Genomic DNA, 15,454 nt, shown 5'->3' with positions numbered 1-15,454 from the left:
AAAAGGCCACCGGCCCGCGAAGCGCGCGCCTCGGATGGGATGCTCCGGGCCCATTTCTCCCGAGTCGCGGGAGGAGACTCCGGGCCTCCGCGCCCTCTTCACGCCGCCCGGCTTTCCGTTACGGGACCGCTCCTGGAATAGTTCCCCACGATGTTCAGCATCCCTAGGCTCCCTGCGACGGGGGCGACACGGGGGACAACTAGTGGGGCGCGGAGTGCCGGAACTCGTACTGGAATTGAATGGAAGGACCTGGGCGCTCGATCCGTCCAGGTCGTACACCCTCGGACGTGATCCGCAGGGCGACCTGATGATCGACGACGCCAGAGTGTCGTGGCGGCATGCCACGATCAGCTGGAACGGCCGCGGCTGGTCCATCGAGGACCACGGCAGCACGAACGGCACCTACGTGCAGGGCCGGCGTATCCAGCAGACGGAGATCGCCCCGGGGACCTCGGTCCACCTGGGCAACGCCACCGACGGCCCGCGCCTGAACCTCACCGCGGCGGCGGGCGCCGGAGTCCACGGCGGGCAGGCGGCGGGAGCGCAGCAGCAGGCGCCCGTACCTCCCGCGCAGGCGCAGCAGGCCCCGGTGCAGCCTCAGCCGCAGCACGCCCCGCAGCAGCAGCAGGGCGCCGGCGGCTGGCCCGGCGGCCCGGCGCAGCAGCAGGCCTGGCAGCAGCAGGCGCCGCAGATGCAGCAGAATGCTCCGGTCCCGCACCAGCAGGGCCACGGCGGCCCGCCCGGACCGGGCGCGCACGGCGGCGCCGCCGGTGCGCCGCCGGTCTACGGCGACCGCAGCCCGACCACGTTCCACCAGCTGGACCTCGGCCGGGTCATGCGCATCGGTCGTGCGCTGGAGAACGAGCTGGTCGTCTCCGACCTCCAGGTCTCGCGTCTGCACGCCGAATTCCGGGCGACGCCCGACGGCCGCTTCGAGATCCGTGACCTCGGATCCCACAACGGCACCTACGTCAACGGCCAGCCGCTCAGCAAGTCCGGCTCCGCGCTCATCGGCCCGAACGACATCGTCGGCGTCGGTCACTCGACCTTCCGGCTGGTCGGGGACCGGCTGGAAGAGTTCGTCGACACCGGGGAGGTCTCCTTCTCGGCCCGGCACCTCACGGTCACGGTCGACGGCGGCAAGGACATCCTCAAGGACGTCTCGTTCGGCGTCCCCGAGAAGTCGCTCATCGCCGTCATCGGCCCGTCGGGCTCCGGCAAGTCCACCCTGCTCAAGGCGCTCACCGGCTACCGGCCCGCCAACCAGGGTGACGTCCTCTACGACAACAGGAACCTGTACAAGCAGTTCGCCGAGCTGAGGCAGCGCATCGGCCTGGTCCCGCAGGACGACATCCTGCACAAGGAACTCACGGTCACCCGGGCGCTGCGGTACGCCGCCAAGCTCCGCTTCCCCGCGGACACCACCGAGGCCGAGCGCACCGCCCGGATCCACGAGGTCCTCGCCGAGCTCAAGCTCGACATCCACAAGGACAAGAAGATCACCTCGCTCTCCGGGGGCCAGCGCAAGCGCGTGTCGGTCGCCCTGGAGCTGCTGACCAAGCCGTCGCTGATCTTCCTGGACGAGCCGACCTCGGGCCTCGACCCGGGCATGGACCGCGATGTCATGCAGCTGCTGCGCGGTCTGGCCGACGACGGCCGTACGGTGCTCGTGGTCACGCACTCCGTGGCCGAGCTGGCCATCTGCGACAAGCTCCTGGTGATGGCGCCCGGCGGCTCCGTCGCCTACTTCGGGCCTCCCGAGGAGGCGCTGAACTTCTTCGGCTACACCAGCTGGGCCGACGTGTTCTCCGCGTTCGAGAACTACCGCGACTACGACTGGGCGGGACGCTGGCGCGGCTCGCAGCACTACCAGATGTACGCCGCGGACATCGATGCCGTCGCCGCGCAGCCCGTACACATGCCGCCGCCGCAGCAGATCCGCCCGCCGAAGCCGTCCGGCTGGGCGGCCCAGCTGTGGACGCTGATGCGCCGCTACATCTCGGTGATCGCGTCCGACAAGGGCTTCCTGCTCCTCATGGTGCTGCTGCCGGCCGTGCTCGGTGTGGTCAGCGTGGTCATCCCCGCCGAGTTCGGCCTGGCGGAGCCCGATCCGCCGTCCCGCTTCAACGGCAAGGCCGGGACCATCATGCTGATCCTCGCGGTCGGCATGTGCTTCGCGGCCGCGGCCAACTCCGTACGAGAGCTGATCAAGGAGCGGGTGATCTACGAGCGGGAACGGGCCACCGGTCTCTCCCGGTCCGCGTACCTGCTGTCCAAGGTGATCGTCCTCGGCGTGATCACCGCCTTCCAGGGCGTGATCATCTGCGGGATCGGCTTCTCCACCCGTGATCTGCCGGAGGAGGGACTGTTCATGTCCCCGGCCGTGGAGATCTGCCTGTCGATCATCGTGCTCGGCTTCGTCTCGATGATGTTCGGCCTGATGATCTCCGCGCTGGTGAAGACCGCCGAGAAGACGATGCCGCTGCTCGTCATGTTCGCCATCGTCCAGGTCGTCTTCACCGGTGTGCTCTTCCAGGTCTACGGATCGCCGGGCCTGGAGCAGTTCGCCTGGCTGATGCCGTCGCGCTGGGCGGTGGCCGCGGCCGGTACGACGCTCGACCTCGCCCACCTGATGCCGCCGTGGGACCCGAAGAACCCGACCGACCTGGATCCGCTCTGGGAGCACTCGGCCGGCCAGTGGGGCGTCAACATCACGGTGATGCTGGTGATGAGCGCGGTGCTCTTCGTCGCGGTCTCGCGGATGCTGCGGCGCCACGAGCCCGAGGTGATGCGCAAGTAACGCCGCCGGGGTCCGGCTCGGACCCCGGAAACGCCCGAGGGCGGCACCCCGCGGGGTGCCGCCCTTCGGCATGTGCCGGCCGGTCACGCGACGCTGCGGACCGGCAGGTCTGCTATGCCAGGCCTTGCTCGGTGCGTGGCTCAGTACGCGCTGTCGACGTTGTCGATCGAGCCGTACTTGTCCGCGGCGTAGTTGGCGGCCGCGGTGATGTTGGCGACCGGGTCGTACTGGTCGTGCTTGGTGCCCTTGACGTGGTAGTAGTCGAAGGTCGGCTTGATGACCTGCAGCAGACCCTTCGAGGGGATGCCGTTGATCGCGTTGATGTCCCAGTTGTTGATGGCACGCGGGTTACCGCTGGACTCACGGATGATGTTGCGGTGCAGGCCCTCGTACGTACCGGGGATCTTCTTCTCGTGCATGATCGACAGCGCCTCGCGGATCCAGCCGTCCAGGTTGTTGGCGTAGACCGGCTTACGGTCGGCCGCACGGCTGGCCTTCTTGGCGGAACGCTTCTTCGCGTCGGCCTTGGCCTTGGCGAGGGCCTTGGCCTTCGCCTCCGCCTTGGCGGCGGCCTTCTTCTTGGCGGCGGCTTCCTTGGCCTTGGCCTCGTCGGCGGCCTTCACCAGCTGCTCGGCCGTCGAGTTCTTCTCGATGACACTGGCCTGGACGTTCTTGGTGGTCTGCTTGCCGGTGTAGGCGACCGGAGCGGCGGCCGCGGCGGCCTGCGGCTCGGTCGTGGCCGAAGCGTCGTCGGGGACGAGCGAGAAGGCGACAGCGGCGGCGGCCAGGGTCGAGACCCCCGCGACGGAGAGCTTCTGCGCCTTGTTCAGACGACGGCTACGGCTGGAGATGCGGGACACGGACATACAGTCGTACCTCTTCGAATTGCAGGGGGTCCTCGGCGAGGACGCGGACGGAAGAGCCGGAGCATCTCCGTCGGGGACAGATGCAATTCTTAGCGCCAGCAAAATGGCCTGGCAAAGGTGTGACGTACGAAGCCGGGTAGTGGATGGGGGTCTTGTTCATACCTCCTTGTCCGGTTTGAACCCTGGCAACTTGCCCGTTTTACACTAACTATCCTTCTTCGTAAGTGACGTGGGTCCTATGCCTGGGCTCACACGGGGCCCCCTTCGCACTCACGAATAGTTGCTGCTGTAACGCGGAGCGTAAGCGACTTACCGGGCATCGGGCAGCAGGAGGTGGATGTCTCCGAACTCGTGCCACAGATAGCGGTGGGCCAGCGCCTCGCCGTACCCCCGCCGCAGCGTCTCCCGCCCCGCGACCGCCTCCAGCATCAGCAGATGGGAGGCCTCGGGCTCGTGCAGCCCGGTCAGCAGTCCGTCCACGGCCCGCACCCCCCGCTGCGGCGTCACCACCAGATCCGTCCAGCCCGCCGCGGCCCGTACCACCCCGTCCTCACCCGCCGCGGACTCCAGGGCCCGCACCGCCGTCGTCCCCACCGCGATCACCCTGCCCCCACCCGCCCGGGCCGCGTTGACCAGCCACGCCGTCGTGGGCGGCACCTCGAACCGCTCCGGATAGGGAGGCTCGTGCACCTCGGCCGACGCCACCCCCGTGTGCAGCGTCAGCGGCGCGAACTGCACCCCCCGGCTCACCAGCGCCGCCACCAGCCCCGCGGTGAAGGGCCGCGCCGCACTCGGCATCTCCGCCGAACCGCTTCCGTCGGGCGACGGCACGGCGAACACCGTCCGGTACGCCGACAGCGGCTGGTCCCGCTCCGTGTACGCGTACCGGATCGGCCGCCCGTACCGGCGCAGCAGACCGGGCACGTCCCGCGGCACCCGGGCCCACCAGAGCCTGGCTCCCTCGCGCGGGCCGAGCGGGTCCTCCAGGACCAGCGCGTCACCGCCCGGGAGCCGCACCACCGCCCCCGCCGGGCCGCCGGGACGCGGCAGGGTCGTCCCGTCGCCGTCCGGCCGGCGCAGCTCCACCGCCCACCGCCCGTCCTCACCCCGCGTCGAGAAGTGCACGACGACCGGCTCACCGCACAGCCGCCCGTTCACCGCGGCCGCCAGCGTCATCGACGTATTGACCACCAGGACGTCCCCCGCCCGCAGCTCCCCGGGCAGCTCGTCGAACCTCCGGTGCGTGACCTCGACACCCCGCGAGACCAGCAGCCGTACGTCGCCGCGCCCCGCACCCCGCTGCTCGGCCGGCACCCGCGCCGAGAGCTCCGGCGGCACCCGCAGCGAGTCCAGCGCCGTCACCGCTCAGCCCTCCGGTCCGTGGCCGACAGCGCGGAGGCCGTGTACCTGCCACTGGCGGGGCGCAGCTCCAGCAGCCGGACGAAGGCCGGCGCCACGCTCTCCGGGTGCGGCCGGGGATCGGTGTCGTCCGGCACCGCCGCCGTATAGAGGTCCGTCCCCATGTCACCGGGGTCCACCGCCCACACCCGCAGCCCCGGCTCCTCCTCCCCGAGCACGGCGCTCAGCTGGTCGAGCGCCGCCTTCGAGGCCCCGTAGCCTCCCCATGTCCCGTACGGCTCGATGGCCGCGTCCGAGCTCACCGCCACCACCGCCCCGGCCGACGAGGCCCGCAGCAGCGGCAGCGCCTCCTGCACGAGACCGAGCGCCGCCACCACATTCGTCTCCAGCGCCGCCCGCAGCCCCTCCAGGGGCAGCGCCTCCAGCCGTACGAGCGGCTCGGCACCCAGCGCGCTCGCGTTGTTCACCAGTACGTCCAGACCGCCCAGCTCCCGGGCCGCGGCCACCAGGGCCGCCCGGTGCGCCGGGTCCGTCACATCCCCGGCCACCGCCGCCACCCGCGTCCCGTACCGGCCGGCGAGCTCCTCCGCCGTACCCCGCAGCACCTCCTGGGACCGGGCGCCCAGCACCAGGTCCCAGCCCCTTTCCGCCAGCGCCGCGCCCAGTGCGCGCCCCAGCCCCTTCGAACCGCCCGTGATCATCGCGATCGGCATGACAGCCATCCCCTCGCACCTCGTGGAGTTCCGACGCCACCAACGTAGGAACGGGGCGAGGCCCGGCGCCTCGTCCATCGGCCGCAGCCGCGCACGGCACTTGGGACTAGGTCCCGAGCCCCGTACGACGGAGGTCCACAGCCCGATACGGCGGCCTCACCCCCGCCGGTACGGTGAGCACATGAGCCATCGCCCCCCGTCGGGCCTCGCCGCGGTCAGCGCAGCGCTGCTCGCCATGAGCCGGCACCTGGAGATGCGCGACGTCCTCAAGACGATCGTCGCCTCGGCCCGCGAACTGCTGGACGCCGAGTACGCCGCCCTCGGCGTGCCCGACGACCACGGCGGCTTCGCCCAGTTCGTCGTCGACGGTGTCAGCGACGAACAGTGGAAGGCCATCGGCCCGCTGCCCCGCCAGCACGGCATCCTCGCGGCGATGCTCCAGGAGGCGAAGCCCCAGCGGCTCGCCGACGTCCGCGAGGACCCCCGCTTCGAGGGGTGGCCCGACGCCCACCCCGACATGTCCGACTTCCTCGGCCTGCCCATCCAGGACGGCGACGAGACCATCGGCGCGCTCTTCCTCGCCAACAAGCGCTGCCCCCGGCCGACGGGCGGCTGCAACTTCACCGAGGAGGACGAGGAGCTCCTCGGGATCCTCGCCCAGCACGCGGCGATCGCCCTCACCAACGCCCGGCTCTACGAACGCAGCCGTGAGCTCACGATCGCCGAGGAGCGCTCGCGGCTCGCCCACGAGCTGCACGACGCCGTCAGCCAGAAGCTCTTCTCGCTGCGCCTCACCGCCCAGGCGGCCGCCGCCCTCGTCGACCGCGACCCGGCGCGCGCCAAGGGCGAGCTCCAGCAGGTCGCCACCCTGGCCGGGGAAGCCGTGGACGAGCTGCGCGCCGCCGTCGTCGAGCTGCGCCCCGCCGCTCTGGACGAGGACGGTCTGGTCGCCACGCTCCGTACCCAGATCCAGGTCCTGGACCGCGCCCACACCGCCCGGGTCACCTTCGAGAGCGCCGGGGTGCGCGCCCTGCCCTCCGCCCAGGAGGAGGCGATGCTCCGGGTCACCCAGGAAGCCCTGCACAACGCCCTGCGTCACTCGGGCGCCGGGCAGGTCGCCGTCACCCTCGGCCGCAACGCCTCGGCCACGGTGCTGCGGATCACCGACGACGGCAGCGGCTTCGACACCCACACCGTCCGGCGCGCCGGACGGCATCTGGGCCTCGTCTCGATGCGGCACCGGGCCGGCAGCGTCGGCGGCCGGCTCACCGTCGACTCGGAGCCCGGCAAGGGCACCACGATCCAGATGGAGATCCCCTGTGGCTGACAAGATCATCAAGGTGCTGCTGGTCGACGACCACCAGGTGGTCCGCCGGGGACTGCGTACGTTCCTGGAGATCCAGGACGACATAGAGGTCGTCGGGGAGGCGTCGGACGGGGCCGAGGGTGTCGCCAGGACCGAGGAGCTGCGGCCCGACGTGGTCCTGATGGACATCAAGATGCCCGGCACGGACGGTATAGAGGCGCTCCGCAGGCTCAGGGAGCTGGAGAACCCGGCCAAGGTGCTGATCGTCACCAGCTTCACCGAGCAGCGCACGGTCGTGCCCGCCCTGCGGGCGGGAGCCTCGGGTTACGTGTACAAGGACGTCGACCCGGACGCCCTGGCCGGAGCCATCCGCTCGGTCCACGCGGGCCATGTCCTGCTCCAGCCCGAGGTCGCCGGCGCGCTGCTGGCCCAGGACGACACGGGCAACGGCACGGGGCGGGGGAGCACCCTGACCGAGCGGGAGAGGGAGGTGCTCGGCCTGATCGCCGACGGCCGCTCCAACCGGGAGATCGCCCGCGCGCTGGTCCTGTCGGAGAAGACGGTGAAGACCCACGTCTCGAACATCCTGATGAAGCTCGATCTGTCGGACAGGACCCAGGCCGCGCTGTGGGCGGTCCGGCACGGGGCGGCCGGCTGAGGTGGACGCCTGTCCACCCGGACAAGCGGACGGTTCCACTCCAGTCCGAGATTCATACTGTCGGGTGTATGTCACCCGGACGGCGCACCCTCCCCGGGGTGAGGGGCGTTCTCCATGCGTGCTGCGGCGATCGGCCGCAGCGACGCGAGGAGGATCCTGAAGTGAAGAACCTGAAGAAGGCCGCAGCCGTCACCATGATCGCGGGCGGAATCATCGCCGCCGGTGCCGGAGCCGCCTCCGCCACGGGCCACGGCGGCGCCGGTGCCCACGGCACGGCCGTCGGCTCCCCGGGCGTCGTCTCGGGCAACCTCGTCCAGGTCCCGGTGAACGTCCCGGTGAACGTGGTCGGCAACACGGTCAACGTGGTGGGCCTGCTGAACCCGGCCTTCGGCAACTTCGGCCTGAACGGCTGACCGACGCCTCGCACCCGGCCGCCGGGAGAGCTCACTCGAGCCCTTCCGGCGGCCGGGGGACGATCCCGGGGACGGGACCGCCCGGCCCGCTCCCGGCGGCCGGGGGACTATCGCGGGGGACGGACCGCCCGGTCCGCTTCTACCGCCCCCGCTCCTCCACGTACGCGTTGTACGCCGCGACCTGCGCCCGCCGCGCCACCCGCTCCACCGGCCGCAGTGCCTCGCCCCGGGCCGCGATCTCGGAAGCGCTCACCGCCCCGCCGTGCCCGTTCTCATGGGCGACCGCCACCAGCAGCCCCACACGCTGGGCCAGCTCCAGCACCCGTACCGCCCTCGGCGGATAGCCCGGAGCCAGCACCTCACGGCCCCGCTCCGCCCGCGCCCGGTAGGCGTCCACGGCGGCCTCCGCGACCGGACCCGACCCGGCGACGTCCAGCCGCGACAGCACCGCCGTCGCATCCCGCAGCGCCTCGGCCAGCTCCCGCTCCGCCTCGCTCAGCGACGGCACATCGGCGGGCGGCGCCTCCCGTACCGCCAGACAGCGCCACACCACCTCGACGTGCAGATCCCCGGCAGGCCCCGCCTGGCTCACCTCCGGCACGAGCCCGTACGGCGCCCCGGATGTGACCACCGCCTCCTCCGCCTCCAGCGCACGGGCGTTGAAGTCCGGCGGCCCGCTGAGCCCCAGCGGATGCCCGGGCACCGGCAGCGCGACCCGGTAGCCGGTCGCACCGAGCCCCCTCAGCCGGCCGAGCGCCAGCGTCAGCCCGACGGGCCCCGCCTCACCCGGCAGCCCCTCGACCCGGTGCACCGCGTCCTCGCCGACGATCGCGAGCGCCGCGTCGTCCGGTGACACAAGTCCGGCCAAAAGCGCGTTTCCCCATGCGGCAAGCCGCCCTGAGCGTGGTTCCGAAAGCATGGGAACAGCCTAGGGAACGGCCCCAGGGCCTGAGCACTCTTCGGGTGGCGTAGGTTTTCCCTGGGAGCTGTGCCCACAGGCACGCGACGATCTCGACACTGTATGGGGAGACAACGCGCCATGAGCGATGTACTGGAGCTGGTGGACGTATCCGTGGTCCGCGACGGACGCGCTCTGGTGGACGACGTCTCCTGGTCGGTCAAGGAGGGGGAGCGCTGGGTCATCCTCGGGCCGAACGGCGCCGGCAAGACCACCCTCCTCAACATCGCCTCCAGCTACCTCTTCCCCAGCACCGGCACGGCCAAGATCCTCGGTGAGCGCCTCGGCGGCGTCGGCACCGACGTCTTCGAGCTCCGCCCCCGCATCGGCATCGCCGGCGTGGCCATGGCCGAAAAGCTCCCCAAGCGCCAGACCGTGCTGCAGACGGTGCTCACCGCCGCGTACGGCATGACCGCCACCTGGCACGAGGACTACGAAGCCGTCGACGAGGAGCGCGCCCGCGCCTTCCTCGACCGCCTCGGCATGACCGAGTTCCTCGACCGCAAGTTCGGCACGCTCTCCGAGGGCGAGCGCAAGCGCACCCTCATCGCCCGCGCCATGATGACCGACCCCGAGCTGCTCCTCCTCGACGAGCCGGCCGCCGGACTCGACCTCGGCGGACGCGAGGACCTGGTGCGCAGGCTCGGCAGGCTGGCCCGAGACCCGTACGCCCCCTCCATGGTCATGGTCACCCACCATGTCGAGGAGATCGCGCCCGGCTTCACCCATGTCCTGATGATCCGTCAGGGCAAGGTGCTCGCCGCCGGTCCCATGGAGACCGAGCTCAGCTCCCGGAACCTCTCCCTCTGCTTCGGCCTGCCGCTCGTCGTCGAACACCGCGGCGACCGCTACACCGCCCACGGACTGCCCCTCGGCCAGTAGTCGCACCACAGCCAACCTCCTCTGCGCCCTGTCGGTGGAGGCACTCGCGGTCCTACGATGACCATGTGGACATCGACGCGTGGGTGTGGTGGCTGATCGGCGCGGTGGGACTGGGCATTCCCCTCGTCCTGACCGCGATGCCCGAATTCGGGATGTTCGCCGTCGGAGCGGTGGCCGCGGCCGTCGTGGCGGCCCTCGGCGGCGGAGTCGTCGCCCAAGTCCTGGTCTTCGTCGTGGTATCGGTGGCCCTGATCGCCGTGGTCCGCCCGATCGCGGCCAGACACCGCGCGAGTCAGTCCACGCACGCCACCGGCATCGACGCCCTGAAAGGCCGTCAAGCCGTCGTCCTGGAACGGGTGGACGGCAGCAGCGGCCGCATCAAGCTCGCCGGCGAGGTCTGGTCCGCACGCTCACTCGACGGCGACCAGACCTTCGAACCGGGCCGCCAGGTGGACGTCGTGGACATCGACGGCGCAACAGCCGTCGTCATGTGAGCGAACCGGTCACACGGCAGACCGCAGTCTGCCAAACTCGAAGTCGATCATCATGACAATGCGACCGTCATGACCGTCACACCGTTCGACCTCGATCACCGCGATCCGTCGGCAACCGAAGGGCACGAGTCACACGATGCAACCGATCATCATCGTCCTGATCATTCTGGTGGTGCTCGTCTTCATCGCCCTGATCAAGACGATCCAGGTCATTCCGCAGGCCAGTGCCGCCATCGTGGAGCGCTTCGGCCGCTACACCCGCACGCTCAACGCCGGGCTGAACATCGTCGTCCCGTTCATCGACTCGATCCGCAACCGGATCGACCTCCGCGAACAGGTCGTCCCCTTCCCGCCCCAGCCGGTGATCACGCAGGACAACCTCGTCGTCAACATCGACACCGTCATCTACTACCAGGTGACCGACGCCCGCGCCGCCACGTACGAAGTCGCCAGCTACATCCAGGCGATCGAGCAGCTCACCGTCACCACGCTGCGGAACATCATCGGCGGCATGGACCTGGAGCGGACCCTGACCTCCCGCGAGGAGATCAACGCGGCACTCCGCGGCGTCCTCGACGAGGCCACCGGCAAGTGGGGCATCCGCGTCAACCGCGTCGAGCTCAAGGCCATCGAACCGCCTACCTCCATCCAGGACTCGATGGAGAAGCAGATGCGCGCCGACCGCGACAAGCGCGCCGCCATCCTCACCGCCGAAGGCATCAGGCAGTCCCAGATCCTCACCGCCGAGGGTGAGAAGCAGTCCGCGATCCTCCGGGCCGAAGGTGAGGCGAAGGCGTCCGCACTCCGCGCCGAGGGCGAGGCCCAGGCCATCCGTACGGTCTTCGAGTCCATCCACGCCGGGGACCCGGACCAGAAGCTCCTCTCGTACCAGTACCTCCAGATGCTCCCCAAGATCGCCGAGGGCGACGCCAACAAGCTCTGGATCGTGCCCAGCGAGATCGGCGACGCCCTCAAGGGCCTCAGCGGAGCGTTCGGCAACCTCGGCGGCGGAGCCCCCGGCTTCAACACCGGTACGGAACGCCGGGAGCAGCCCCCGGTCGACTGACCCGGGAACACCTTCGTGCATGATCGGTGAGGCCCCTCGACCTTCAGGGCGGGGAGGCGTCACTGACCATCGAAGGGGATGGCCTTGTCCATCTGGGAAATGCTCGCGGTCTTCGCGGCCGGCGTCGGCGCCGGAACGATCAACACCATCGTCGGATCGGGAACGCTGATCACGTTCCCGGTCCTGCTCGCCACCGGGCTGCCCCCGGTCACCGCGACCGTGTCCAACGCGCTCGGCCTGATCCCCGGATCCATCAGCGGAGCCATCGGCTACCGCGAGGAACTCACCGGCCAGCGCCGCCGCATACTGAAACTGAGCGCCGGCGCACTGATCGGCGGCCTCACCGGCGCGACCCTCCTCCTCGCCCTGCCCTCCACGGCGTTCGAGACGATCGTCCCGGTCCTGGTGACCCTCGCGCTGGTGCTGGTCATCCTGCAGCCCCGGATCAGCAGAGCGGTCCAGCGCCGCCGCGACCGCACCGGCACCGCCGCCCGACTCGACGGCGGCCCCCTTCTGTTCACCGGGATCATGCTCGCCAGCGTCTACGGCGGCTACTTCACGGCCGCCCAGGGCATCATCTACCTCTCCCTGATGGGCATGCTGCTCGACGACACGATGCAGCGCCTGAACGCCGTCAAGAACGTCCTCGCCGCCGTCGTCAACAGCGTCGCCGCGCTCTTCTTCCTCTTCGTCGCGGACTTCGACTGGACGGCCGTCGTCCTCATCGCGGTGGGCTCGGCGATAGGCGGCCAGATAGGCGCCAGGGTCGGCCGCCGGCTCAGCCCGGGTTTGCTGCGCGGCCTGATCGTCGTCGTCGGCACCGCGGCCATCGTCCAACTGCTGCTGCGCTGACGTACGGAGCCCGCCCCCTCCGTGCGAGGGGACGGGCTCCTTGGTTCCCTACGGGGCTCACCCGTTCACGCGGTGCTCGCCGGCAGGCTCATGCCGCCGACTGCGCCAGCCACTCCGGCAGCGCCGACCGGTCACCGGCACCCAGCGCGAGCAGCATCGCGTCCGCCGGCGACGGCACGAACGGCTGACGCAGCAGCGGCATGCCCGCCTGCTCCGGCGTCCGGGCCGCCTTGCGGTGGTTGTCCTCCGCGCACGAGGCCACGGTGTTCAGCCAGGTGTCCTGACCGCCCTGGGCACGCGGCACCACGTGGTCCACGGTGCTCGCCCGCCGCCCGCAGTACGCGCACCGGTGCTGGTCCCGTATGAGGACACCCCTTCTGGACCACGGAGCGTGTCTTCGGAACGGCACCCGTACGTACCGGCAGAGCCTGATCACCCGGGGCACCGGAAGATCCACGGCGGCACCTCGCATACGGAGCCCGGGATGCGACTGTTCGACGACGGCCTTGTCCTGCAGGATCAGAACCACCGCACGGTTGAGCGTCACCGTCGACAGTGGCTCGAAGCTCGCGTTGAGTACAAGTGTGTCCCGCATCCTGCCCACCTCCCGTGTGCCGCCCGTCTGCCGGCGGGCCCGGATCAACTCTGTCCGGGTGAGCCGTGATGGACAACGCAATAAAAAGTGCCCTGCCCTGATCTCTCCAAGACCAGGGCAGGGCAAACAGCAGGCGAACCCTCAGCTTTCGGGGGCGGCGTACTCCCCGATCAGCTGGGCGCGGCCCAGGGTGTGGAACCGCAGGTTGAATCCGACCACGGCGGGCGAGGCGTCGCTGTCCGGGCCGAGCTTCTCGGTGTCCACCGCGTACACGGTGAAGACGTAGCGGTGGTTCTCACCGGCGGGCGGGGCGGCGCCGCCGAACTCCTTCGACCCGTAGTCGTTGCGGGCCTGGACGGCACCCTCGGGCAGCCCCTCGAACGCCCCGCTCCCGGCACCGGCCGGGAGCTCGGTGACCGATGCGGGGATGTCGAAGACCACCCAGTGCCAGAACCCGCTGCCCGTCGGGGCGTCCGGGTCGAAGCAGGTCACGGCGAAGCTCTTCGTCTCCGCGGGGAAGCCCTCCCACCGCAGCTGCGGCGAAGTGTTCCCCGCCGCGAACACCTGGGCGTCCGCGAGTACGGCTCCCGGCGCGAGGTCCTCGCTCACCACGGTGAACGAGGGGACCTCGGGATGGAAGTCGTGCGGCAGCGGCGCCCTCTTCGGCTCGGTCACGTCAGCACCTCTCCTGGTCGGCTGTGCGTTCTTCCCACCGACCCTAGGGGGTGTCAGAGCCAGTTGCGCTGGCCGCCGACCTGAGCGAGCCACTGATTCAGGTATGCGGCCCAGTCCGTGCCCTGGAAGTCGTTGAGACCCACCTTGAAGGCACGGTAGGAGTCGCTGCCCTCGCTGAAGAGCCCCGGCTTCTTGTCCATCTCCAGGACGACGTCCATCTCGCGGTCGTCCGCGACGAACGTCAGCTCCACCTGGTTCAGCCCCCGGTACTGCGACGGCGGGAAGAACTCGATCTCCTGGTAGAACGGCAGCCGCTGGCGCGTACCGCGGATGTGACCGCGCTCCATGTCGGCACTGCGGAAGCCGAAGCCCAGCTGCCCGAAGGCGTCCAGGATGGCCTGCTGCGCCGGCAGCGGGTGCACGTTGATCGGGTCCAGGTCACCGGAGTCCAGCGCGCGGGCGATCTCCAGCTCCGTGGTCACCCCGATGTTCATCCCGCGCAGCTGCTGCCCGGCGAACATGGTGATGGGCGTCTCCCAGGGGATCTCCAGCCCGAACGGCACGACGTGCACCGCGCCCGCCTGCACCTCGAAGGCACCACCCAGGCGCAGCTTGGTGAACTCGATGTCCTGCTTGGTCTCCTGGTCCCCGCCCTCGACCTCCACGCGCGCCTGCAGACCGACCGAGAGACCCTCGATCTGCTGGTTCACGGAACCGCCCTGGATCCGCACCTCGCCCTGGACCACCCCGCCAGGGACGACATTGAGTTCGGTCAGTTCGGTCTCGACCGAAGCACCGCCGGCACCCATGCTCGCGAGCAGCCGCTTGAAGCCCATGTTCTTCCTCCTTGGTCCTGACACCCCTACATACGCGCCATGACGGTAGCCGGTTCCCGACACGCCGACCCCAGTACCCTCGGACGCCATGAACAAGGGCATGGACCGTACGCCGCTCACGCGGGACTTCTTCGACCGGCCGGTCCTGGAGGTCGCCCCCGACCTGCTGGGCCGCATCCTCGTCCGGAGTTCCGACGACGGCCCCATCGAGCTGCGCCTGACCGAGGTGGAGGCGTACGCGGGCGATGTCGATCCGGGCTCCCACGCCTTCCGGGGCCGGACGGCCCGCAACAGTGTGATGTTCGGGCCGCCGGGCCACTCGTACGTCTACTTCACCTACGGGATGTGGCACTGCCTCAATCTGGTGTGCGGTCCCGAGGGCCGGGCGAGCGGTGTCCTGCTCCGGGCGGGGGAGATCGGCGTGGGGGCGGAGATGGCCCGCAAACGTCGATTCTCGGCCCGGCATGACAGAGAACTGGCCAAAGGGCCGGCCCGTCTGGCCACCGCTCTCGACGTCGACCGCGCGCTGAACGGAGCCGACGTGGTGTCCGGCCCGGAGCGCCCTCTGTCCGTACTGCACGGTGAGCCGCCGCCGCGTGACCAGGTGCGGAGCGGCCCCCGGACAGGGGTCGGCGGTGACGGCTCCCACCAGCCCTGGCGCTTCTGGATCGACGGCGACCCCACGGTCAGCCCGTACCGGGCACATGTGCCACGCCGCCGGGCAACTTGACTCACCCCTGACGTTTCCCTAATGTAGTCCGAGCCGCTTGAACGGATGCAGTTGTTGTTGGCACGGTCCATCGGACCGGGTCGAAGCATCGTGAGAGGGCCAACCACTACCTACGATTCACCCCCGGCGGGTGCAATTTCGGCATGCCGAAATTCGCCCAACGGCTCGATTATGAGTCACCGAGGAAATCGGCTAATGTAGTGACCACGCCGAAAGGGAAACGCGAAAGCGAAGAACCGGAAAGCGCGGTG

At 70.2% G+C, this 15,454-nt stretch carries 16 protein-coding genes; 9 read left to right on the top strand and 7 right to left on the bottom strand.

Annotated features, from left to right (window positions below):
* The first annotated feature begins 202 nt into the window (after nucleotides 1-202).
* Nucleotides 203-2,800 (top strand): ABC transporter ATP-binding protein/permease, encoded by a 2,598-nt coding sequence (locus tag JKV81_RS22820; RefSeq protein WP_202077520.1) that lies wholly within the window; start codon nucleotides 203-205, stop codon nucleotides 2,798-2,800.
* Between the two features lie 140 nt (nucleotides 2,801-2,940).
* Here the strand turns inward: JKV81_RS22820 and JKV81_RS22815 are convergent, their stop codons facing one another.
* The 3 genes from JKV81_RS22815 to JKV81_RS22805 all read right to left on the bottom strand — a co-directional run bounded on the left by JKV81_RS22815 (nucleotide 2,941) and on the right by JKV81_RS22805 (nucleotide 5,738).
* Complete coding sequence (locus JKV81_RS22815; RefSeq protein WP_129261815.1) at nucleotides 2,941-3,666, bottom strand: transglycosylase SLT domain-containing protein; 726 nt, start codon at nucleotides 3,664-3,666, stop codon at nucleotides 2,941-2,943.
* Between the two features lie 309 nt (nucleotides 3,667-3,975).
* Nucleotides 3,976-5,028 carry an S-adenosylmethionine:tRNA ribosyltransferase-isomerase gene (locus JKV81_RS22810; RefSeq protein ID WP_129261813.1) on the bottom strand — a complete coding sequence of 351 codons (1,053 nt, stop codon included), beginning with the start codon at nucleotides 5,026-5,028 and terminating at the stop codon, nucleotides 3,976-3,978.
* Entirely contained in the window at nucleotides 5,025-5,738 is a 714-nt protein-coding gene (locus JKV81_RS22805; protein WP_202077582.1) for an SDR family NAD(P)-dependent oxidoreductase, read from the bottom strand. The genes JKV81_RS22810 and JKV81_RS22805 overlap by 4 nt, the downstream gene beginning before the upstream one ends.
* Nucleotides 5,739-5,919: 181 nt before the next feature.
* Here JKV81_RS22805 and JKV81_RS22800 point away from each other — a divergent pair, with 181 nt between their 5' ends.
* The 3 genes from JKV81_RS22800 to JKV81_RS22790 all read left to right on the top strand — a co-directional run bounded on the left by JKV81_RS22800 (nucleotide 5,920) and on the right by JKV81_RS22790 (nucleotide 8,115).
* Entirely contained in the window at nucleotides 5,920-7,065 is a 1,146-nt protein-coding gene (locus JKV81_RS22800) for a GAF domain-containing sensor histidine kinase (protein ID WP_129261811.1), read from the top strand.
* Nucleotides 7,058-7,702 carry a response regulator gene (locus JKV81_RS22795; RefSeq protein WP_099175983.1) on the top strand — a complete coding sequence of 215 codons (645 nt, stop codon included), beginning with the start codon at nucleotides 7,058-7,060 and terminating at the stop codon, nucleotides 7,700-7,702. The genes JKV81_RS22800 and JKV81_RS22795 overlap by 8 nt, the downstream gene beginning before the upstream one ends.
* A gap of 161 nt (nucleotides 7,703-7,863) precedes the next feature.
* Nucleotides 7,864-8,115 (top strand): chaplin family protein, encoded by a 252-nt coding sequence (locus tag JKV81_RS22790; protein WP_124277157.1) that lies wholly within the window; start codon nucleotides 7,864-7,866, stop codon nucleotides 8,113-8,115.
* Between the two features lie 139 nt (nucleotides 8,116-8,254).
* Here JKV81_RS22790 and JKV81_RS22785 read toward each other — a convergent pair whose 3' ends face one another.
* The gene (locus tag JKV81_RS22785; RefSeq protein ID WP_202077518.1) at nucleotides 8,255-9,034 is read right to left on the bottom strand and encodes an Rv1486c family protein; all 780 of its coding nucleotides are present in this window, start codon (nucleotides 9,032-9,034) and stop codon (nucleotides 8,255-8,257) included.
* Between the two features lie 120 nt (nucleotides 9,035-9,154).
* Between JKV81_RS22785 and JKV81_RS22780 the strand changes: the two genes are divergently transcribed.
* The 4 genes from JKV81_RS22780 to JKV81_RS22765 all read left to right on the top strand — a co-directional run bounded on the left by JKV81_RS22780 (nucleotide 9,155) and on the right by JKV81_RS22765 (nucleotide 12,367).
* The gene (locus tag JKV81_RS22780; RefSeq protein WP_099175980.1) at nucleotides 9,155-9,955 is read left to right on the top strand and encodes an ABC transporter ATP-binding protein; all 801 of its coding nucleotides are present in this window, start codon (nucleotides 9,155-9,157) and stop codon (nucleotides 9,953-9,955) included.
* Between the two features lie 65 nt (nucleotides 9,956-10,020).
* Nucleotides 10,021-10,449 carry an NfeD family protein gene (locus JKV81_RS22775; RefSeq protein WP_099175979.1) on the top strand — a complete coding sequence of 143 codons (429 nt, stop codon included), beginning with the start codon at nucleotides 10,021-10,023 and terminating at the stop codon, nucleotides 10,447-10,449.
* A 136-nt stretch (nucleotides 10,450-10,585) separates the two neighbouring features.
* Entirely contained in the window at nucleotides 10,586-11,515 is a 930-nt protein-coding gene (locus JKV81_RS22770; RefSeq protein ID WP_129261809.1) for an SPFH domain-containing protein, read from the top strand.
* Between the two features lie 84 nt (nucleotides 11,516-11,599).
* Nucleotides 11,600-12,367 carry a sulfite exporter TauE/SafE family protein gene (locus JKV81_RS22765; RefSeq protein ID WP_124277160.1) on the top strand — a complete coding sequence of 256 codons (768 nt, stop codon included), beginning with the start codon at nucleotides 11,600-11,602 and terminating at the stop codon, nucleotides 12,365-12,367.
* Nucleotides 12,368-12,455: 88 nt separating this feature from the next.
* On the opposite strand, the gene JKV81_RS22760 is transcribed toward JKV81_RS22765, so the two are convergent.
* The 3 genes from JKV81_RS22760 to JKV81_RS22750 all read right to left on the bottom strand — a co-directional run bounded on the left by JKV81_RS22760 (nucleotide 12,456) and on the right by JKV81_RS22750 (nucleotide 14,473).
* Nucleotides 12,456-12,962, bottom strand: a complete 507-nt coding sequence (locus tag JKV81_RS22760; RefSeq protein ID WP_099176396.1) for an HNH endonuclease — start codon at nucleotides 12,960-12,962, stop codon at nucleotides 12,456-12,458.
* Nucleotides 12,963-13,103: 141 nt separating this feature from the next.
* Nucleotides 13,104-13,637, bottom strand: coding sequence for a YbhB/YbcL family Raf kinase inhibitor-like protein (locus tag JKV81_RS22755; protein WP_202077516.1), 534 nt, complete (start codon nucleotides 13,635-13,637; stop codon nucleotides 13,104-13,106).
* Between the two features lie 53 nt (nucleotides 13,638-13,690).
* Nucleotides 13,691-14,473 carry a sporulation protein gene (locus JKV81_RS22750; protein WP_129261803.1) on the bottom strand — a complete coding sequence of 261 codons (783 nt, stop codon included), beginning with the start codon at nucleotides 14,471-14,473 and terminating at the stop codon, nucleotides 13,691-13,693.
* Between the two features lie 88 nt (nucleotides 14,474-14,561).
* On the opposite strand from JKV81_RS22750, the gene JKV81_RS22745 reads away from it, so the two are divergent.
* Nucleotides 14,562-15,203: a DNA-3-methyladenine glycosylase gene (locus tag JKV81_RS22745; protein ID WP_202077514.1), complete on the top strand. Its 642-nt coding sequence runs from the start codon at nucleotides 14,562-14,564 to the stop codon at nucleotides 15,201-15,203.
* Nucleotides 15,204-15,454 lie beyond the last annotated feature (251 nt).

The organism is Streptomyces silvae (genome assembly GCF_016745505.1).
In the GTDB taxonomy this organism is placed as follows: Bacteria; Actinomycetota; Actinomycetes; order Streptomycetales; family Streptomycetaceae; genus Streptomyces; species Streptomyces silvae.
Note: the sequence above shows the minus strand (reverse complement) of the source record. Positions and strands in the feature narration are given on the sequence as shown.